This is a genomic window from Leeuwenhoekiella palythoae (assembly GCF_020310025.1).
In the GTDB taxonomy this organism is placed as follows: Bacteria; Bacteroidota; Bacteroidia; order Flavobacteriales; family Flavobacteriaceae; genus Leeuwenhoekiella; species Leeuwenhoekiella palythoae.
The window spans coordinates 1,539,028-1,556,630 of sequence record NZ_CP084318.1; the positions used below are offsets into that span (position 1 = coordinate 1,539,028).

20 protein-coding genes and 1 tRNA gene are annotated in these 17,603 nt (G+C 40.6%); 10 read left to right on the top strand and 11 right to left on the bottom strand.

All coding sequences use genetic code 11. From position 1 onward, the window contains the following. Positions 1–210: 210 nt before the first annotated feature. Both LDL79_RS06400 and LDL79_RS06405 read right to left on the bottom strand, forming a co-directional pair. Positions 211–891 carry an HD domain-containing protein gene (locus LDL79_RS06400; RefSeq protein WP_225599596.1) on the bottom strand — a complete coding sequence of 227 codons (681 nt, stop codon included), beginning with the start codon at positions 889–891 and terminating at the stop codon, positions 211–213. Positions 892–894: 3 nt separating this feature from the next. Next, the gene (locus LDL79_RS06405; RefSeq protein WP_225599597.1) at positions 895–1,662 is read right to left on the bottom strand and encodes a lysophospholipid acyltransferase family protein; all 768 of its coding nucleotides are present in this window, start codon (positions 1,660–1,662) and stop codon (positions 895–897) included. A 147-nt stretch (positions 1,663–1,809) separates the two neighbouring features. Between LDL79_RS06405 and LDL79_RS06410 the strand changes: the two genes are divergently transcribed. Next, positions 1,810–2,172, top strand: a complete 363-nt coding sequence (locus LDL79_RS06410) for a hypothetical protein (protein WP_167598303.1) — start codon at positions 1,810–1,812, stop codon at positions 2,170–2,172. A gap of 12 nt (positions 2,173–2,184) precedes the next feature. On the opposite strand, the gene LDL79_RS06415 is transcribed toward LDL79_RS06410, so the two are convergent. The 3 genes from LDL79_RS06415 to LDL79_RS06425 are packed head-to-tail and all read right to left on the bottom strand — an operon-like array spanning position 2,185 to position 3,479. Next, a complete protein-coding gene (locus LDL79_RS06415; RefSeq protein ID WP_225599598.1) occupies positions 2,185–2,883 on the bottom strand; it encodes a TVP38/TMEM64 family protein in 699 nt (232 codons plus the stop codon). 9 nt (positions 2,884–2,892) lie between these two features. Then, positions 2,893–3,093: a helix-turn-helix transcriptional regulator gene (locus tag LDL79_RS06420; RefSeq protein ID WP_072980677.1), complete on the bottom strand. Its 201-nt coding sequence runs from the start codon at positions 3,091–3,093 to the stop codon at positions 2,893–2,895. After that, positions 3,090–3,479: a hypothetical protein gene (locus tag LDL79_RS06425; RefSeq protein ID WP_225599599.1), complete on the bottom strand. Its 390-nt coding sequence runs from the start codon at positions 3,477–3,479 to the stop codon at positions 3,090–3,092. The genes LDL79_RS06420 and LDL79_RS06425 overlap by 4 nt, the downstream gene beginning before the upstream one ends. 133 nt (positions 3,480–3,612) lie before the next feature. Between LDL79_RS06425 and LDL79_RS06430 the strand changes: the two genes are divergently transcribed. Then, positions 3,613–4,740 (top strand): glycerate kinase, encoded by a 1,128-nt coding sequence (locus LDL79_RS06430; RefSeq protein WP_225599600.1) that lies wholly within the window; start codon positions 3,613–3,615, stop codon positions 4,738–4,740. Between the two features lie 2 nt (positions 4,741–4,742). Beyond that, positions 4,743–6,080 (top strand): GntP family permease, encoded by a 1,338-nt coding sequence (locus LDL79_RS06435; protein WP_225599601.1) that lies wholly within the window; start codon positions 4,743–4,745, stop codon positions 6,078–6,080. Positions 6,081–6,156: 76 nt separating this feature from the next. Here the strand turns inward: LDL79_RS06435 and LDL79_RS06440 are convergent. From LDL79_RS06440 to rseP, 3 genes are all read right to left on the bottom strand, one after another. Beyond that, positions 6,157–6,230: transfer RNA gene (locus LDL79_RS06440), tRNA-Asn, on the bottom strand. A 2-nt stretch (positions 6,231–6,232) separates the two neighbouring features. Continuing rightward, complete coding sequence (locus tag LDL79_RS06445; RefSeq protein WP_225599602.1) at positions 6,233–6,520, bottom strand: GIY-YIG nuclease family protein; 288 nt, start codon at positions 6,518–6,520, stop codon at positions 6,233–6,235. 239 nt (positions 6,521–6,759) lie between these two features. Further along, entirely contained in the window at positions 6,760–8,076 is a 1,317-nt protein-coding gene (rseP, locus tag LDL79_RS06450) for an RIP metalloprotease RseP (RefSeq protein WP_167598308.1), read from the bottom strand. A gap of 266 nt (positions 8,077–8,342) precedes the next feature. On the opposite strand from rseP, the gene LDL79_RS06455 reads away from it, so the two are divergent. The 6 genes from LDL79_RS06455 to LDL79_RS06480 all read left to right on the top strand — a co-directional run bounded on the left by LDL79_RS06455 (position 8,343) and on the right by LDL79_RS06480 (position 13,144). After that, on the top strand, positions 8,343–9,023 hold the full coding sequence (locus LDL79_RS06455) for an SCO family protein (protein WP_225599603.1): 681 nt from the start codon (positions 8,343–8,345) through the stop codon (positions 9,021–9,023). A 93-nt stretch (positions 9,024–9,116) separates the two neighbouring features. Further along, positions 9,117–9,353, top strand: coding sequence for a FeoA family protein (locus tag LDL79_RS06460; RefSeq protein WP_072981740.1), 237 nt, complete (start codon positions 9,117–9,119; stop codon positions 9,351–9,353). After that, on the top strand, positions 9,346–11,448 hold the full coding sequence (gene feoB, locus LDL79_RS06465; RefSeq protein ID WP_225599604.1) for a ferrous iron transport protein B: 2,103 nt from the start codon (positions 9,346–9,348) through the stop codon (positions 11,446–11,448). The genes LDL79_RS06460 and feoB overlap by 8 nt, the downstream gene beginning before the upstream one ends. Positions 11,449–11,453: 5 nt before the next feature. Next, the gene (locus LDL79_RS06470; protein WP_225599605.1) at positions 11,454–11,594 is read left to right on the top strand and encodes a hypothetical protein; all 141 of its coding nucleotides are present in this window, start codon (positions 11,454–11,456) and stop codon (positions 11,592–11,594) included. An 83-nt stretch (positions 11,595–11,677) separates the two neighbouring features. Continuing rightward, positions 11,678–12,412, top strand: coding sequence for a hypothetical protein (locus LDL79_RS06475; protein WP_225599606.1), 735 nt, complete (start codon positions 11,678–11,680; stop codon positions 12,410–12,412). Between the two features lie 3 nt (positions 12,413–12,415). Continuing rightward, positions 12,416–13,144 carry a hypothetical protein gene (locus LDL79_RS06480; protein WP_225599607.1) on the top strand — a complete coding sequence of 243 codons (729 nt, stop codon included), beginning with the start codon at positions 12,416–12,418 and terminating at the stop codon, positions 13,142–13,144. Here the strand turns inward: LDL79_RS06480 and LDL79_RS06485 are convergent. The 3 genes from LDL79_RS06485 to LDL79_RS06495 are packed head-to-tail and all read right to left on the bottom strand — an operon-like array spanning position 13,141 to position 15,125. Next, positions 13,141–13,566, bottom strand: a complete 426-nt coding sequence (locus LDL79_RS06485) for a hypothetical protein (RefSeq protein ID WP_225599608.1) — start codon at positions 13,564–13,566, stop codon at positions 13,141–13,143. The genes LDL79_RS06480 and LDL79_RS06485 overlap by 4 nt on opposite strands. Before the next feature lie 52 nt (positions 13,567–13,618). Further along, entirely contained in the window at positions 13,619–14,440 is an 822-nt protein-coding gene (locus tag LDL79_RS06490) for a ZIP family metal transporter (RefSeq protein WP_167598313.1), read from the bottom strand. Between the two features lie 34 nt (positions 14,441–14,474). Continuing rightward, on the bottom strand, positions 14,475–15,125 hold the full coding sequence (locus LDL79_RS06495; RefSeq protein WP_225599609.1) for a metal-dependent transcriptional regulator: 651 nt from the start codon (positions 15,123–15,125) through the stop codon (positions 14,475–14,477). Between the two features lie 89 nt (positions 15,126–15,214). On the opposite strand from LDL79_RS06495, the gene LDL79_RS06500 reads away from it, so the two are divergent. After that, positions 15,215–17,575 (top strand): TonB-dependent receptor, encoded by a 2,361-nt coding sequence (locus LDL79_RS06500; protein ID WP_225599610.1) that lies wholly within the window; start codon positions 15,215–15,217, stop codon positions 17,573–17,575. The last annotated feature ends 28 nt before the right edge of the window (positions 17,576–17,603 follow it).

A 17,603-nucleotide genomic window follows, 5' to 3' on the forward strand; every position in this document is an offset into this window, starting at 1 on the left:
ATCTCTGAGAATAATTTTATTGCTTTAAACTCATAGCGTATCTAAAAAGATCACTAATGTATAAGCATAGTGTAAACCGCTAATCACAAGACTACACTTCTTGTGCTAAGCTAGTTACCTAAGTTACCCAAAAAGATTTAAAAATCGCTCATTGAGCGTATTAGAAGTCTCAAAGCTGAGGTCCTATAACCTTCAAAACCTAAAATAAGTCTATTTTTTTCCTTCCCACTCCGCATAGAATTGGTCCAGAAAAGTTTCCATAAAAGTGTGGCGTTCTTGCGCTATAGCCTGAGCCGTTTTTGTGTGCATTTTATCTTTAAGCAACAAAAGCTTTTCATAAAAATGATTGATGGTAGGAGCTTCAGACTTTTTGTATTGCTCTGCGGTCATATCCAGTTTAGGCGGGATAGCAGGATCATAAAGTTTGCGGTTTTTGAATCCACCGTAGTTAAACGTGCGTGCAATTCCAATTGCGCCTATGGCATCAAGACGATCTGCATCTTGCACGATTTGAAGTTCAATACTTGAATAGTCAGATTTAGGATTTCCACCTCTGTAAGATACATTCTCAACAATCTTAACCACCGCCTCAACCCTTGAAAAGGTCACATTTTGCGATTGCAAAAATGCTGTAGCCAGTTTAGGACCAATACGCTCGTCACCTTTGTTAAACTTAGAGTCGGCAATATCGTGCAAAAGCGCACCTAAAGCTACAATCACCACATCTGCCTGATCTTCGCCCTTAGCGATATTCAGCGCATTTTTATACACTCTAAGCGTATGAAACCAATCATGCCCTCCTTCGGCTTCTAAAAGCGTTTTCTTGACATAATCGCTGGTCTTTTCGATCAGTGCGATATCAGACTTATGCAACTTCAGAGATTCGGTCATAGCTTAAATCAATTTTGATTTTCGGGTATGCTCTTTAATTCTAGGAAAATCAGCCAGCACAATATCTTGTACTTGTTTTACCAGTTCTTCAGGTGCGGTCCCAGCAACCGGAATAGGTTTATGAACGGTATGCTTTACGTGTACTCCTATATCCTGCGGAAATCCGCCCCAGCGCATTAATTTCCACGAATTGTTAATAGTAACCGGCACGACAATCGCATCAGGCATAAATTTAAAAAGCGTTACCAAACCACCTGTGGCAAACTGTTTTGGGATTCCATCTTTGCTGCGCGTTCCTTCAGGAAAAATAACCACAGATCTGTTGGTTTTATTTAAAGTTTTAGTCAGATCACGAATCGCCATAATCGATTGGCGCTTGTCTTTACGATCAATCAATGCCGAACCTCCCTTTCTCAAATTATACGAGATGCTGGGAATACCTTTTCCTAATTCAATTTTACTAATGAATTTGGGATGTAGTCGTCGCAGATACCAGATTATAGGTGAAATATCCCATTGCCCCTGATGGTTAGCAACGATGATTATAGGCTGATCGCGCTTTATATTGTATGGGTTTTCAAAAGTAAAGCGCGTTCCCAGAAGATTCAGACACTTTAAAATGCAGAAATTAAGATAATCTACACTCTTTTTATGCGCCTGATAACCAAACCAGTTATAGCACACCCATTGCACGGGGTGAAAAATACAAATGGTCAAACCAAAAGCAAGATAAAAAATCACACTAAGCGGATATGCAAAAAACTTTCTCATGAGTTTAAAACTTAACAGCAAAGAAAACACATCAACTTGAAGTGACAAATTATAATGACATACATTACCCTAAACAAAACTTTATAATGGGGGAAATTCCCCTACTCTGCCTAAAACTCGACCAGTACATTTGGGGAAAATTAAAACGTGAATCAATCGCTCATACTACGGCTTACCATTGCGTTAATTGGTTTTAATTGCATTGCCTTTGGCGTAAATTATTTTGGAATTTCGCCGAAAATACAAGCGGTTTCTGAGCGAGAAACTTTTGAAATATTCTTATTCACAGATAGGGAACCCGGTACAAAATCTTCACTGTCACAAGTTGGGGGATTTTTGCAGGATCAAGATGGTTTTTGGCCCTTTGAGTCGTTTTATACTAAAACTTCAAAAGGAATCGATCAATATACCGGAAGATTTAGAGGATTTTTTACCGGTTTTCTACTTTCTGAATTTGTGTTTTATAATCTGATCATTCTTGCCCTTTTGGTCTTTTTAAAACTTTGGTAGAACACCTATAAGTCAAGCCTTTTGCTTCCTTTTCTTGCGCTTTTTACTCCAAAAAACATAACCTAGAAAAATAACTAAACTCACTATAGAACCCCACAGCAGTCCGTTTTTAAGTCCGTCTGTGCTTTCACCCATAATCGCGATGAATAGTGTCAGCGGAGCAATTCCTGCTAGGGTAGCGCCTAAAAATTTGAAATAATTCATCTTTAAAATTCCGGCTACAAAACTGATCGCGTCATTAGATAAAAACGGATTCAATCTGGTGATGGCAATTGCCCAAAACCCGTAATTGTTAAGAAAATCCTCAAGTTTATCTTCGGTTGAAGCACCTACTAGATTTTTAACTACTCCATCGCCTAGTTTTCGGCCTAAAAAATAACCCACTGTAGAAGCGCAGCTAATGGCAACACCAACCAGTAAACTACCCCAGATAGGACCGTAAGCTAAAATGCAAACAACCATCAGCGCGATAGAAGGTATCACTATCAAAAACATCTGGATCACCATCGCTAAGATCAGCACAACGGGACCCGCCCAACCAAAAGAATCTACCCAATTTTTAATTTCCTGCTCGTCACCACCGGTAAGCACCCGCCAAGCTTCATCTAAAAAATGCTGCACTACAGGCAGTGTAAAATAGGCAGCTAGACCACAAAGCACGACAAATGCTGTTAGTATTTTGGGTAAATTCTTTACTAAGAAGTTGCGCATAAATTGCTCTTATTCTTCAGATTCATAAATAAAAAGTTCTTCAATACTGCAATTAAAAACTGCAGCAAGCCTAAAAGCCGTAGGCAAACTAGGGTCAAATTTACCCTTTTCGATCGCGTTAACCGTCTGACGGGAAACCTCTATTTTTTCAGCCAAATCACTTTGCGTAAGCTGAAATGCTGCGCGTAACGTTTTAATATTATTTTTCATGAGTAACGACGCGAATTGAAAAACACACAAAAAATATAAGTAATCCCCATAAAAAGAATGAGTACACTAATTTCGGCGTCAGCCTTAATGAGATTAGTGGTATCTAATTGAGAATACGCGATGCCCACAACCACCGCGAGCCCCAAAGTAAGCGCCATAGACTCTAATTGAATTTTGCGCTGCAACTCATCTCCATCATTCACAAATTTGCGATTGGCCAGCACCATCCCAACGCCAACAGCAAGGCTAATACTAATACTTAAAACTGTAATGATTTGGGAATCCCATAAAAACTGTGATCCAAAGGTGACCAGAGCAGTTGTAAATACCCAAGCCAAAGACCATTTAGCCAAGCGATTTCTTGAAGCAATAAATTTTGGATTCATACTATTTGATTTTTGATTAATGTAAAGTTTACTTGACAAAAGTACACTTTTTTAAATGTAAAGCAAACTTTACATTTAAATTTTATTTCAAGAAAAACACTAAATTTCTACGAGACACTCATAGCACCATCTTATGTCCAGAATTCTTATTGCACCAGATTCCTTCAAAGAAAGTCTTAGCGCTACACAAGTTTGCAAGGCAATCGCCGAAGGATTACAAAGCATTAACCCTGACGTACACCTAGATCAATTGCCGTTTTCTGACGGTGGCGAGGGTGCATTTGAACTTTTTGAAGCATTGCAACTGGGAAACACAATTGAATTTCAAGTTTGTGATCCTTTGGGTCGACCTTTGAACGCTGCTTACTACGGATTTAAAGATGGAAGTACCGCGTGGATCGAATTGTCGCAAGCTTCAGGAATCGCGCTTTTAAAAGATGAAGAGAAAAACCCCATGCGCACATCAACATTGGGTACCGGATTACAACTGAAGCATGCTTTAGAAAACGGTTATCAAAATATAATTTTAGGCATTGGTGGAAGCGCTACAAATGATGTCGCGACGGGTATATTTACCGCTTTAGGCGGAAAACTTTTAGACCGCAACCAGAATTCAGTTCAAGCCTGTGGAGCACATCTCAAAGCTATAACCGATCTTGATTTTGACAGTCTCATACCCGAAATCGCTTCGGCACAAATCACCGTGGCTTGTGATGTGTCTAACCTGCTGCTTGGCGCAACGGGAGCAGCAACGATCTACGCTCCGCAAAAAGGTGCTACGCCGGCACAGGTTACAGCCCTAGAACAAGGTGCCGAACATTTAGCGCAAATCATTCAACAAAAAACAGGAAGGACTATAACGAGCATTACCGGTGGTGGCGCTGCCGGAGGCACTTCCGCAGGAATGTTTGGCTTCTTTAACAGCAAACTCGAGCCCGGCTTTGAATTGCTCAGCAAACTGGCAAACTTGGAAGAACGCGTAAAACAAGCCGATTTGATCATCACAGGAGAAGGAAAAACCGATAATCAAAGTCAGTATGGCAAAGTGCCTTTTAAACTTGCAGAATTGGCGCGCAAACACTACAAACCGCTTTACCTCTTTGCCGGAAGTGTTCAAGCAGACCTAGAAGTATTAACCGCCGCCGGAATTACCAAAGCTATCGCGATAAAAACGGAAACGATGTCTCTGGAATATGCAAAAAGCAACGCCTTTGCATTGCTTAAAGCTGCGGTTGCACAACACCTAAACACCGAACTGTAATTATGGGATTAGATCTATTTTATATTGTACTCGTTGTTGTTTGGATCATTGCAGGTACGAGTTACCTGCGCTGGCATCCCTTTTTTGTGTTGCTCATTAGCGCCTTAGGTCTGGCCTTTCTCCTCCAGATTCCCTTAGAAGAAATCCCGGAAACGATAAGCACCGGGTTTGGAGCGATGTTTAAAAACATCGGTCTACTGATTCTTTTTGGCGCGTGGATTGGCGTTGCTTTAGAAACAACAAATGCGACCACGGCAATTGCCAAAGGCATAATTAAAAAACTGACTATTCTACCGTTGCCTTTTGTGATTAGTGCTTTGGGATATCTGGTTTCAATTCCTGTTTTTTGCGATGCGGCTTTCGTTATTTTGGCTCCGTTGACCAAAAAACTGGCGCTCAATAACACCGCCCGGCGCAACGCCTTAACGGTTGCGCTTTCCACCGGACTGTTTTCTGCTCACGTTTTGGTACCACCAACGCCGGGACCATTAGCCGCAGCTGGAAATCTTCAGCTAGAAAATTTATATCTGTTGCTTTTGGCAGGCGGAATTTTTGGTCTTGTACTGATGCTTATCGGCGCGTTTTTCTCGTATTACTTTTTCAGAAAAAGTAATCAGCAGGATGTCTTTAATCGTAACAATCTTCAAAACTATTTTAACCAAGACACTGATCTCCCTTCGTTTTCGGCAGCCATTTGGCCTTTAGCCCTTCCCATTCTATTAATGGCAGCAGCTTCGATCATCCCACTGTTTTTTGAAGGATCCAATCTATTCATCGATATACTTCTATTTCTGGGAGATCCTGCAATTGCGCTTCTCGCAGGGGTGCTGGTCGCCTTCAGCATATGCAAAAAACAACAACAAGATATTTCTGAAATTATTAAAAAAGGAATGGCGCAAGCTGCTCCTATTCTCTTGATTACTGCAATGGGCGGTGCTTTAGGAACCGTTATTCAAACCGCAAACCTTACTGACGGGATCAACTTAGAATCTTTTAGCAATGGATTGGGCTTGGCGATTCCGTTTTTACTAGCCGCATTACTTAAATCGGCCCAAGGTTCGTCTACCGTTGCAATTATCACCATAAGTTCTATAATGCTGCCGTTACTACCCGCATTAGGTTTTGACTCTGAAATGGGCAAGGTATGGGTCATAATGGCCATTGGCGCAGGATCACTTACTGTTTCGCACGCTAATGACTCGTATTTCTGGATCGTAAGTCAACTGGGAGAAATGCCGGTTAAAGAAGCCTACCGCAAACACACCTTAGGCACGTTACTACAAGGAGTCGTCGGCTTTGTCATTCTGTTTTGTGCGTATAGTGTGTATTCTGCCTTTTGATGGATAAACGGTTGGATAAAACGAATCCTCCAAAAACAAAAAAGCCTCAACTACAAGTAGTTAAGGCTTAATTTTGCTCCCCCTCTTGGGCTCGAACCAAGGACCCTTTGATTAACAGTCAAATGCTCTAACCAACTGAGCTAAGGAGGAATTTAATCTTTATATTTTTCTTTTAACTTAAGTTCAATATCAGAATACTGAACTAGATTAAAATAATACTTTCTAGATTTCATATTCTTAATATGTCGCTCTATTTTTAGAGCCTGTGTTTTACTTTCACACAATATTGTGTGGAAAATAATCCAGTCATCTGAATGAGCAGTCCACGAGTTTTTAAAAAACTTAGTATTATGCTGATCCAATCGTAAATCTACGTTTTCGGTGTGACCTACATAATATTTATTCAAACTCGCTGAATAAAGAATATATACATAATACATATGAACGTTTTCCCGATTTTGCTCTAACCTCCCGATAGCTATCGGGATGAGCTAAGGAGGAATTTAATCTTTATATTTTTAAAGTCACACAGCGTATCGCAATACTTCTGTTTTTGTTGTGCCTTAAAGAACGTTTCGCTTATTTGCTGAAAGCGGATGCAAATATACACAACTATTTAAACCCACAAAACTAATTTCAAAAAATATTTGATAGATTTTTTATCGTCGTGTTTTGTGGCTTAGCTACCGGTAATCCAGCGGTAAATATCATTTCCGTTAGCGTATAATACTAAGGCAATTAGCAAGAAGAACCCTATCATCTGCGCATACTCAAGAAATTTATCGCTAGGCTTTCTTCCGGTGATGATTTCATATAATAAGAACATTACGTGACCTCCATCTAAAGCAGGAATTGGCAGAATATTCATAAACGCCAGTATGATCGAAATAAAAGCTGTTGTTTCCCAAAACGATAACCAGTTCCAAGTATCTGGAAATAATCCTGCGATCGCACCAAAACCACCTACTTGAGACGCTCCTTTTTTAGTAAACACATATTTAAACTGCGCTACGTAGTCGTGCAGCTTCCAGTACCCGTGATTGATTCCTTTTGCGATGCTTTCTCCAAAAGAATACTTAACCACTTTTGATTTATAATTAGCTTTAGGATACACACCAAAGTTTCCGTTATCGTCTAAGGTAACGGTGGTGTTTGCCAGTTGCCCATCACGAGAATAGGTCACTGCATACTCGTTAACACCTTCCTTCTTACTTCCTTTAAAATCAGTCCACGTATTGATTGGGTTATCATTAATTTGAGTAAGCACATCCCCTTTTTTGAGTCCGGCTTTTGCCGCTGCAGATTCAGGAACAACACTATCTAAAACAGGCTTAATAAGTGGCGCTAATGCATCGGTCTCTCCAGACTGAAACATTGTAGTCCCAATATCCTCCGGGATCGTGATCGTCTCCTCGCTTCCGTCAGTGTGCGCAACGGTAATTGAACTCACATCGCGCAACATCATATCACGATTGATCGCCAAATTGTTTTCGTAAGGTGCTCCGTTAACGGCTAAAATCTGATCTCCGTCTCTAAAACCGTATTCTTTAAACCCTTCAGAAACCTCAATTCCGTCAGGCATTTGTTCAGGACCTACCACCGGATTTCCGTAATAGGCAATGATCATTATGTAGATAAAAAAGCCCAAAATAATATTCACAGTAACCCCACCAATCATCACGATAAGACGCTGCCAGGCCGGCTTAGAACGGAATTCCCACTCTTTAGGCTCTTGGGCCATCGCTTCCTTATCCATACTCTCATCGATCATTCCGGCGATTTTTACATAACCTCCTAGCGGAAGCCAGCCAATACCGTAAACGGTCTCTCCTATTTTTTTCTTGAAAAGCGAAAACTTAACATCAAAAAAGAGAAAGAATTTTTCTACGCGAATTTTGAAAAGTCGGGCGGGAATAAAATGCCCAAACTCGTGAAGTACAATCAAAAGTGAAAGGCTCAAAAACAACTGAGCTCCTTTTACAAAAAATGGATCCATAAAATTTATCTAACTAGTGGCAACTAACCACCTCCTTATTAGTAGCAAAAAACATTTTTTAATAGAAGTCGATCATCAGTGGTTCTACCTAAGGGTAGTTTAACTTTTGATGATCGCCCTGCGATTAAAAAGTGCACAAAAGTAACCTTTTACATTCGCATTAGAAACTTTGATAGTAAAGCTTAATGTAAAATGCAAAGATTGAAGCATTCTGGCTTTGCTAACCAGCGTTCACGGCGTAATTTTGTAGATACAAAACACGCATTATGCTTCAGTTTTTTGCTAAATACAAAAAGTTTGCCATCGTGATGGCGATCCTTTCCGCAGTGATTCTTTACACTTTTTATACGTTGATGAAACCGGCGCCCATCCTTCCTGTGTATCAACCTACTATGGTTGACAACAGTTTAGTAGATAGCACGGTTCAGTTTGTAAAAAAATACCATAAAATAGCCGATTTTGAATTGGTGAATCAAAACGGAGACACCATCACTCAAAAAGATTACCCCGGGATTTATGTAGCCGATTTTTTCTTTACAACCTGCCAGACGATTTGCCCTATTATGACGGAACATATGGTGCAAATACAAGAAAAATTAAAAGACGATCCTTCGGTTAAATTACTGTCGCACACTGTGATCCCGGCAACTGATACCGTGGCGCAGCTCAAACGTTATGCGCTAGAAAAAGGCGTGAATGACTCCAAATGGAATCTCGTTACCGGTCCCAAAAAGCAAATTTATGAGCTGGCCCGCAAAAGTTATCTAGCGGTCAAAACACAAGGAGACGGCGGTAAATATGATATGATTCACACCGAGAATTTTATGCTTATTGATTCTAAAAAGCGCATCCGTGGATTTTATGATGGTACAGACCCTGAAGCCATTGAAAAACTTTTAGAAGATATCGCCATCTTAAAAGCGATAGAAGGTGACGAAAACTCTTAAAACATGCCGCTTTAGCCCAGTTTGTGGCTAAAATCTTTTCGCTTCTATTGGTTTTCGTTTACTTTTGTCTTGTTTAAATTCAATCTAAATAAATTGACTACTTCACTCAACTTACTTAAACGTGGGGAAAAAGCAATTATCGTTTCATTTGAACTTGATAATGTCCCTCTTAAATTATTAGAAATGGGGTGCCTTCCCGGCAATGAAGTAGAATTGGTACAGATCGCTCCTTTTAAAGACCCCATGTACCTCAATATTAATGGCAGTCACTTAGCAATACGCCGCGAGACTGCTAGTTTTATCACAGTAGAAAAGCTCTCTCATGAGTAAACAGCTCAATGTAGCCCTTATAGGAAATCCCAACACCGGTAAGACCTCTGTATTTAATCAATTAACCGGACTAAAACAGCAGGTAGGAAACTACCCGGGAATCACCGTTGAAAAAAAAGAAGGGGTTTGTAAACTTCCGCGCGGAGTAAAAGCGCATATTCTTGACCTTCCGGGCACGTACAGTCTTAACGCAAGTTCGCTTGATGAAAATGTCGTCATTGAACTGCTTCTCAATAAAAATGATAAGGATTATCCTGATGTTGCTGTAGTGGTCGCAGATGTTGAAAATCTAAAGCGAAATCTACTCCTGTTTACCCAAATTAAAGATCTTAACATCCCCACGATTCTTGCGATAAATATGGCAGATCGTATGGATCGTAAGGCGATAAGTCTGGATATTGAGAAGCTCGAAGAGCGCCTGAATACTAAAATTGCCTTGGTAAGTTCGCGTAAAAACACAGGCTTCGACAAGCTGAAAGAACTTATTGCTAATTATAAAAACATTACGACGGAACCTTGCGTGAATGCTTCGGTGATCGCTCCTGAATATTTTGAACGTTTGCTCAACGCTTTTCCAAAGCAGGATTTATACAAACTGTGGTTGGTCATTACCCAAGATGTGAATTTTGGGAAACTTGATCGCAATGAGATGCAAAGCATCAGCACGTTTAAAACCGAAAGCAAATCAAACCTCAAGCGGCTTCAACAGAAAGAAACGATTGTTCGCTATCAATTCATCAACGGGGTTTTAAAAGAAACTTTGAGCATAGATCATTTGGCAGCAAAAGATCTACGCAGTCGCCTGGACCGTATCCTTACCCACAAGGTTTGGGGATATGTGATCTTCTTTGCGATTTTACTGCTCATCTTTCAAGCGATCTATGACTGGTCGTCTTATCCTATGGATTTGATCGATGAGAGTTTTGCTGCGATGGGAGAATGGGTGCGCAACACGATGCCTCCCGGCGCCTTTACTAATTTAATTGCTGAAGGAATCATCCCGGGACTTGGTGGAATTGTGATTTTTATTCCACAGATTGCCTTCTTGTTTTTATTCATTTCGCTGCTCGAAGAAAGTGGCTATATGAGTCGCGTGGTCTTTTTAATGGATCGAATCATGCGCCGTTTTGGCCTTAGCGGAAAAAGCGTGGTGCCTCTCGTTTCGGGAACTGCCTGTGCGATTCCTGCGATTATGGCGACCCGAAATATTGAGAATTGGAAAGAGCGCCTCATCACGATTTTGGTTACGCCCTTTACGACCTGTAGTGCGCGTTTACCGGTATATTTAATCATCATCTCGCTTGTGATTCCTGATGAGCGCGTGCTGTATATCTTCAACTTACAGAGTTTAGTGCTGATGCTGCTCTACCTTATAGGTTTTGGAACCGCAGTGCTTTCAGCTTGGATTTTAGACCGAATTTTAAAAATAAAGAGCCGTAGCTTTTTTGTGATTGAAATGCCTAATTACAAGCTTCCGCTTTTTAAAAATGTGGCGTATAATGTGATCGAAAAGACCAAATCTTTTGTGGTGGGTGCCGGAAAAATAATCTTAGCGATCTCTATCGTGCTATGGGTTCTTGCTTCTAACGGTCCGGGTGATCAGTTTGACAATGCAGAAGAAAACAGCATCGCAAGAATGGAAGCCGGCGAGTTTCCTGAGAGCGAACTCGACAAGCATATTGCTTCTCAAAAGCTGGAGTATAGTTATATAGGTTATATGGGTAAAGCGATTGAGCCGGTAGTTCAACCTTTAGGCTACGATTGGAAAATTGGTATAGCTATTGTGAGTTCATTTGCAGCACGCGAGGTCTTTGTGGGTACACTCGCAACCATCTACAGCGTGGGTAGTGAAGAAGAAGAAACCATTAAAAACCGGATGGCGGGTGAGGTCAACCCTATACTTGGCGGACCATTATTTAATCTTGCCAGCGGGATTTCGCTATTGCTCTTTTATGCTTTTGCCATGCAATGTATGAGTACGCTTGCGATCGTAAAGCGGGAAACCAACACTTGGAAGTGGCCCATACTTCAACTTGTGGTTATGAGTGGTTTTGCTTATGTTGTAGCTCTAGTGGCTTATCAACTTATAATTTAAAAGCTATGATACAGAATATATTAGTCGTATTGATCTTTCTAATCGCAATAGGATATTTGGTAACCAAATACATTTGGAAACCGGCTTTCTTAAACGGAAAGCCTAACGATAAATCCTGCGGAAGTGATAATTGCGGGTGTCACTGATTTTATTAAAAATTATCCTTTATTTTTAATAATTTTATTCAAATACCAAATAATAAGTATTATACTTGTGAAAAAGTATAAAAGTGCGCGTATCACCACCCAATGGAAGATATTATTATATTTTCTGTTTTCTTTTAATTCTGGTTTTTTGTCAGCCTGTATTTAGCCAAGTAGCTATTGGTACCACTAATCCTGACGATGGTAGCGCTTTTCAAATAGATAGCAAAGTTGGAGCTTTGGTTCCACCTAGAATGACGAATTCTGAAATGCTTGCTATACCATCTCCATTAGACGGCTCAATTGTTTACAACAATACTTTTTCTTCATTATTTCTGTATTCCTCAGGAACTTGGAATGATTTAACACGACCAGACCTTCCGTCTGCCGTTTTACGAAGAGAATATCCTTCAGAGTCAACCAATGGCATCGTAGCCACTGGGAATAATACCTATTACAATTTCCCACTGAATACAGCAGATGTTACTTCGATTGACAACTCATATTTTCAAATCACTGGTAATGGGACCTTAAGAATATTAGAAGGAGGAAACTATATGATATCTTCAGGTTTCGCTGTAAGCAATTTACCCTCTGGGAACAGAAAGTATATCATTGGTGTCTATAGAAATAATAGTCTTATAGGTTATTTAGTGCGTGGTAATGTCAATTTTCCCTCGGGAACTAACGAATGGGGAACGAGCGGTGTTCTCGTTTTTAGCTTTAATGCTAATGATGTAGTTAGTCTTCGCTATGTACTTAATAATTCAGGAACTAGTCTAAATGCTAGATATTTTAACATAGGTATCGTTAAATTATAACCTATGCTTTGTAGAATTTTCACAGTCTTTTTAATTCCTTTTTTTCTAAATTCTCTGTTTAGTCAAGAAACTGAAGAAAATCAGGTAGGTGTCGGTATTGGCACCTCAACCCTGGCTCCGGGTTCCGCGTTTCAAATTGAAAGTACTACTGGGGCAATGGTTCAACCACGAATGACCTCTTCTGAAATGAATGCAATTCCTACACCTCTTGATGGCGCATTTATTTTTAATACTACCGAAAATGCTTGGTACATTCATAAAGAGGGCTCTTGGCAGACTTTTGTGAGAGTGCAGACCCCTTCAATAATACTTAACCGTGGTCAAACAAATAACGCAATTATCATAACTGACACCACTAACATTACACCTTTTCCATTAAATCAGGATAATACACTCGTTTCAGATATTGATTTTTATCAAGCCACAGAGAATAACGGAGAAATACGCATTTTAAGAAGTGGAACGTATTTGATTTCCGCGGGATTTTCAACGACTAATCTCCCCCCAGGAAGTTTAACCTATCGTCTTGAGGTTTCCTTAAACAACACAACTTCGTCAATTATTACAAACGGTGAAGTAAACTTACCGGGATCAGATTATTGGGGTACTAGTGGAAATATTCTTTTAATTCTACAGACTAATGATCTTATAAATATTGGATATATCTTAAAAGGCGCATCCGCTTCAACACGCACTGCAGCATTCTTTAATATTGGCGTCTCCAAACTTTAAAACTGACTCCAAACTACATTCAGCACATAATCTTCTTGTTTGATTTTTGGTTGAGAAGCATTAGGATAAGGTAAAACAGACTGCCCCATCAATTCTTGAGCTGAAGAATTAAAAAGTGTTTTAGCCGGACTGTTTAAATTGATTTTTCGGCTTTCAATAGGTTTTCCATTTTTGAAGACTAAAGTCTCTATTTCTACAATGCCTGCCCAAACGCAAGTGGTGTTTTGTGGACAACGGGAGTCGACCACTCGGGTTAGTTCTATTTCAACATCACCAAATGCAACCCGTTCCCCAAAAGGAACTTGAACCACGAGCTGTGGTTCGTGTACTGCCTCACCAATGACGATTTGACCTTGCTGCGCTTGAGCGCTCAGTCTACAATTGAAAACCAATAGAAATAAAACAACGAGAAATCGCATCATAATGTAGTGTATCTGTTTCTTAAAGACTTCAGAAACAGACTGCTGTTGCAAATTAGCCCAAACCTACGTCAAGCGTCATCATCAAGATAAAGCCGCCAATAAAGCCCATTGTAGCAATATCTGTATGATTGCCTTGTTGGGTTTCCGGCACGACCTCTTCTACTACTACGAAGATCATTGCCCCTGCTGCAAACGCTAAAGCATAAGGCAATATAGGCTGAAAAGTCATCACCGCATAGGCGCCAACCACCGCCGCAATAGGTTCTACAATAGCCGAAAGTTGCCCGTAATTAAAACTTTTCCAACGGCTGAAACCTTGTCGACGCAAGGGCATCGCCACCGCAAAACCTTCCGGAAAATTTTGTAATCCTATACCTATTGCAAGTGCTACTGCACCTCCAATGGTAGCCCCATCAAAACCGGCTGCTACTCCACCAAACAAAACGCCTACGGCTAAACCTTCGGGGATATTATGCAGCGTGATCGCTAGCGTAAGCAATACTGATTTGTGCCAAGGGCTTCTGATTCCCTCTTTATCTTCTTCCTTAAAATTAACGTGCAGATGCGGCAACACCTTGTCAAGACCAAACAAAAAAGCTGCACCCAAAGCAAAACCAACCGCAGCAGGAATTACTTTAACAAAACCTTCTCCCGGGCTCATTTCAATTCCCGGCGCGAGCAAGCTCCAAAAGCTGGCTGCTACCATCACTCCGCCGGCAAAACCCAGCATAGCATCAAACAACGCTCGGTTCATTCCTTTAAAAAAGAACACTAAAGCTGCTCCCAATGCAGTCACGCCCCAGGTAAAAAGGGTTGCGTAAAAGGCTCCGGTAACCGGACTCAAGGTTTCAAAATAATTGATGATTTCATTCATAATATTAAAATGCTAACTTTTTAAACGGATTAAATTATACACGCACATAGATGTGCTCTGTGGCGATTTGAGAAAGCAGAAGTTCGCGATCGTCAATACGCACCGTCATACTTTTATCAAATTCCTGCACACTAAGAATATGAATCACACTTCCCAAACGTATGTTTTGCTGATCTAAAAACTGAAGAAACGAAGAGGAGGTATCGTTCACGCCAATACACGTCCCGATATCGCCCGGATTTAGTTGTGAAACCCGCTTTTTTTCCATTTTTACGACATTTCCTTCTTCATCAGGAATGGGATCACCGTGCGGGTCGTGCTTTGGGTACCCTAAAAACTTATCCAATTCGCGTATAAGCTTATCAGATTTTATATGCTCTAACTGTTCGGCAACATCGTGAATTTCATCCCAACTAAAATCAAGCTTATTGGCCAAGAAAGTTTCCCATAAGCGGTGTTTACGTATAATTTTCAATGCGGAAACTGCTCCGGAATCTTTTAAAATCACACCTTGATAAGGTTGATAATGCACCAACCCCTTCTCATCTAGCTTTTTAATCATTTCTGTAGCCGAAGCAGGCTTGGCATCCAGATACTTAGATAAAACATTGGTACTTACACCTTTAGGATGCTCCTTTTGTAAGGCATAAATAGATTTTAAATAATTTTCTTCAGAAAAAGTCATATTCATTTTTAAATATACCACAATAATACGCAAAATATATCAAATATATTTTTTAGGTTTGCCTAAACTTTAATTTTTAAAACCCGTAAATGTCTCTCAATAATTACCTTAAAATCGCTTTTCTGTTCATCACACAATTGGTTTTAGCACAAGAGCAAACCACAATTACTGGTGTAATCACCGATGGTACTGCTCCGGTTCCGTTTGCTAACATCATAGTAGAAGGCACCACAAATGGTGTTGCCGCTGATGAGAACGGAGCTTTTGAAATCACTTTGTCTCTTGAAGAAGCTACTTTAGTTTTTAAAGCTGTTGGTTTTAAAACCCAGCGTAAAACAATTCAGCCTGAAGATTTTAAAAATAAACCGCTGGCCGTTGAACTTCAAGAAGATCTACTAGGTCTGGAAGAAGTTGTGGTGAGCGCCACCCGTAATCGCATCAGTAAAAAAGAGGCTCCTGTGATTGTAAAAGTGCTTAGCCCAAAATTGTTCAAGGCAACACAATCTATTTCGCTTGCTGATGGTCTTAATTACCAGCCCGGAGTGCGTGTGGAAACCAACTGCCAGAATTGTGGTTTTACACAAGTGCGCCTTAACGGACTTGAAGGCCAATACACCCAAATTTTGGTCAACAGCAGACCCGTTTTTAGTGCGCTCAACGGCGTTTATGGTCTGGAGCAAATTCCGGTGAGCATCATTGACCGGGTAGAAGTTGTGCGTAGTGGTGGTTCGGCGCTTTTTGGGTCTAACGCGATTGCAGGAACTGTAAATGTCATAACTAAAGAACCGGTAAATAACAGCTGGGAAGTAAGCAGCAATCTGGGTCTAATAGATGGTAAAACAGCAGATCGTACATTGAACATGAACACGTCGATCGTGAGCGAAGATCTATCTACAGGAGTTACCCTTTACGGAATGTACCGCGATCGTGATGCATTTGATGCGAATGGAGATGGTTTTAGCGAAATCACCAAACTCACCAATCATTCTTTTGGGTCTAAAGCTTTTTACAGACCTAATGATAACAGCAGGATTGGTTTAGATTTTACGGCTATAAAAGAATACCGCCGCGGCGGAGACCGTATTGAGCTGGCGCCCCAGTTTACAGACATTACCGAAGAATTAGACCACAACACGATATTTACCGGAGCAGATTATGAGTTGTACAATGACGAACGCACAAATAATCTTTCGGTGTACGCTTCTGTGCAACATACTGATCGCAAAAGCTATTACGGTGGTTTAGGTGGCGGGCGCACGGCTGCAGACTCTATCGCTGCCAACAACGCCTTTGGAAACACTAAAGATCTCGCGCTGGTTTCCGGAGCAAAATTCAGTCATACCTTTAAAAATAAAGATGTTTTAACCAGCGGTGTTGAATATCAATTGAATGATACTGAAGATGTGATCTTAGGATACAACCGCGTTGTAGATCAGCAAGTAAATAGTTTTGGGCTTTACAGTCAATATGAGTGGAAACCTTTAAAAAACTTTACCACCCTTTTAGGCGCACGCCTTGATCATATTTCGGTAGATGGATATTACACCATACAGAATATTGAGCGTACTTCAGAAGTCTCAGAAACTGTTTTGAGTCCGCGTATTACGCTGCTTTATGACATTACAGACGAATTGCAGTTTAGAGGAGGTTATGCTCGAGGTTTTAGAGCGCCGCAAGCGTTCAATGAAGATTTACACATCAGCTCAGTAGGTGGCGAACAGCGCTTTGCTATTTTGAGCGATGACCTGGAAAGCGAATTTTCTAATGCCTATACCGCCTCGCTGAATCTCACTAAAAATTTCAACAAAACTCAGACTTCATTGCTTGTTGAAGGGTTTTACACCACCTTGCAGAATCCGTTTACACTGGTAAGCACAGGTGCTTCATTACCTAACGGCGCTATCCTTGAAGAATCTCGCAATGGTAGTGGCGCTTATGTTGCCGGGACTAACGTAGAACTTACGGTCTCGCCCAGTCAAGACTTATATTTTCAAGCCGGAATCACCTATCAAAAGTCGATCTACAAAGAAGATCAAGTACTCTTTGAAAGCCACGGAACCGTACTCGGAGAAAACGACGTGATTATCTCTGAGTTTACACGCGCGCCTAATCTTTACGGCTTTTTTAATGCCAACTGGGTGATTAGTGAAGCCTTTAAAATGGACCTTGCAGCAAGTTACACGGGCAGTATGATTGCTCCGCACGTGGTTAGCGACAGTGGATTTATAGCCCTTGAAGAAACGCCACAATTTATAGATGTGACCCCAAAAGTCACCTATCATTTTGATCTCAAAGACACCTTTCACGTAGAATTGAGTACCGGTGTTCAAAATGTGTTTAACAGCTATCAGGATGATTTTGATCGCGGGCCTCTTAGAGATTCGGATTATATTTATGGTCCCAATCGTCCGCGAACATTCTTCTTTGGAATTCGCTTCGGCGACTTCTAGTCCTTGCAGGACAGGCAAAAATTTGTTT